This window comes from Streptomyces sp. S6 (assembly GCF_054880855.1).
This window is the reverse complement of sequence record NZ_JBTYMC010000557.1, coordinates 1-2,241: the sequence shown is the minus strand read 5'-3', so window position 1 is coordinate 2,241 and position 2,241 is coordinate 1. Positions and strand designations below refer to the sequence as shown.

At 76.8% G+C, this 2,241-nt stretch carries 2 protein-coding genes; both read right to left on the bottom strand.

What is annotated here, in order from left to right; genetic code table 11:
- Positions 1-56 precede the first annotated feature (56 nt).
- Positions 57-1,529, bottom strand: coding sequence for a carbamoyltransferase HypF (hypF, locus tag ACVNF4_RS35150; protein WP_461806907.1), 1,473 nt, complete (start codon positions 1,527-1,529; stop codon positions 57-59).
- A gap of 17 nt (positions 1,530-1,546) precedes the next feature.
- Complete coding sequence (locus ACVNF4_RS35145; protein WP_461806906.1) at positions 1,547-2,059, bottom strand: hydrogenase maturation protease; 513 nt, start codon at positions 2,057-2,059, stop codon at positions 1,547-1,549.
- Between the last annotated feature and the right edge of the window lie 182 nt (positions 2,060-2,241).

Here is a 2,241-nt window from a genome sequence, read left to right as displayed (position 1 = left end):
CGTCCTCCCTCGTCGCGATACACATGGCCGCCCAGTCGCTCCGGCAGAACGAGTGCTCACTCGCCCTCGCCGGCGGCGCGACGGTGATGGCGACGCCAGGAACGTTCGTGGTGGTGCTGCACGGCGGTGCGGGGCAGCGGCTGGCGTACGGCCCACCGGGTGGAGAGGTAGCCGGGGTGGAGGTCGTGCGCGAGGAGGCGGGGTTCGACGCCGGTGAGGCGGCGGAGCCGGTCGTAGGAGGTGCGGAACGCGTCGTAGGTCTCCGGGCCGGAGAGGTCCCCGGTGTGCGGGCCGAGGTGGGCGAGGCCGTCGGCGGCGAGGGTGAACGTGTGCTTCAGGTGGGCGCCGGCGCCGGCCACGGGTTCACGGCCGGCGATCGGCAGGGGGGCGGGGGCGAGGCCGCGGGCCCGGCGCAGGGTGATCAGGACGCGGCCCGCGTACTGGACCACGGAGTCGTCGTGGCGGGAGCGGATCGGCCGGTCGTGGGTGAGGAAGCCGTCCGCGATTTGGTTCAGGGTGCGGCGGGCGGTGGCGTCGTCGATGGCGATGGGGTCGTCGCCGAGGTTTCCGCTGGTGACGACGAGGGGGCGGTCGAGGTCGTCGAGGAGGAGGTGGTGCAGGCCGGTGGTGGGCAGGAACAGGCCGATCCGGGAGAGGCCGGGGTGCACGGCGGGCGCGAGGTGCGGTGCGCCGTGCAGGTGGCGCCGGGCGAGCAGCACCACGGGGCGCTGCGGAGAGGTGAGGGCGTCGCGTTCGGTGGCGCCGACGCGGGCCAGCCGGGTGGCGGCCCGCAGGTCGCGCACCATCACGGCGAACGGCTTCGCCGGACGGTCCTTGCGGCGGCGCAGTTCGGCCACGGCGCGCGGATCGCCCGCGTCGCACACCAGCTGGTAGCCGCCGAGCCCTTTGACGGCGACGATCCCGCCGTCGGCGACCGTCTTGACCGCCGCGCTCAGTGCCGCCTCGCCGCGCAGCGCGTCCCAGGCCAGGCAGGGGCCGCAGGCGGGGCAGGCGAGGGGTTCGGCGTGGAAACGGCGGTCGGCGGGGTCGGCGTACTCGGTGGCGCACGGCGGGCACAGGGGGAAGCGGCGCATGGTGGTGCGGACGCGGTCGTAGGGCAGGTCCTCGATGATCGTGGCGCGGGGGCCGCAGTCGCAGCAGTTGACGAACGGGTAGCGGTGGCGGCGGTCGGCGGGGTCGCGCAGTTCCCGCAGGCAGGCGGCGCAGATCGCCGCGTCGGCCGGGATCTCGCGGGTGCCGGAACGGGCGGGCAGGCTGCGGCGGACCTCGAAGCCGGGGGTGTGCGCCGGTGCCTGCGGGCTGTCCGCCAGCCGGACCCGGCGGACCCGGGCGAGCGGCGGCGCGTTCCGCCGCAACCGGACGGCGAACCGCTGGACGGCGGCCGGCGGGCCGGCGACCTCCCCCTCGACGTGGCCGTCGACGTTGGCGACCCAGCCGTCCAGGCCGAGTTCGGCGGCGGTGCGGTGGACGAAGGGCCGGAAGCCGACTCCCTGGACGGTGCCCTCCACGTGGAAGCGGTGCGCGGTCACGGCCGCGCTCCGGGGGCGGAGGCCGTGGCGCGGTAGTGGGCGATCTCGTCCTCGACGGCTGCGGCGAGCAGGGGTACGGCGGCGGCGACGGCGGGTGACAGGCCCGTGCCGAAGGAGCCGTCGGCGCCTTCCACGGCGTACACGACGAGGTGGCCGGGCAGGCGGTCCAGGGTCCGGGCGAGTTCGACGGCCTCGCCGAGGCCGAGGCCGTGGGAGCTGGTGGCCGAGGGCGGGGCCAGGCGGTTGCCGTCGAGGGCGATGCGGTGCACGCGGCCGGGGGTGCCGGGGTGGGCGTGGGCGGCGTCGACGACCACGGCGAGCGCGGCGCCCTCCCAGAGTCCGATCAGCCGGGCGGGGTCGCCGTCACAGGTGGCCAGGACGGTCCCCGGGGGCAGCCTGTGCTCTCCCGCCCGTTCCCGCAGCCGGGCGACGACGGCGTGGGCCACGCCGTCGTCGCGCCGGAACTCGTTCCCGACCCCGATCACGACCACGGATCTGCGCTGTGTCATACCCCCACGGTGGGCGGCGCCGCGTGGGCCTCCCAGGGGCCGAACGGCCCAGGGGAAGTGGCCGGTCGTCCCGTGCGGTGTGCCGGTCCGTGTCTTTCCGGCCACCTCGGGCCGCAGGGCCGTACGGCCCCGGGGGCGCACCGGTCGGCCCTCGCCCGCCGGGTGGCCGGGCGCGAGGGTGG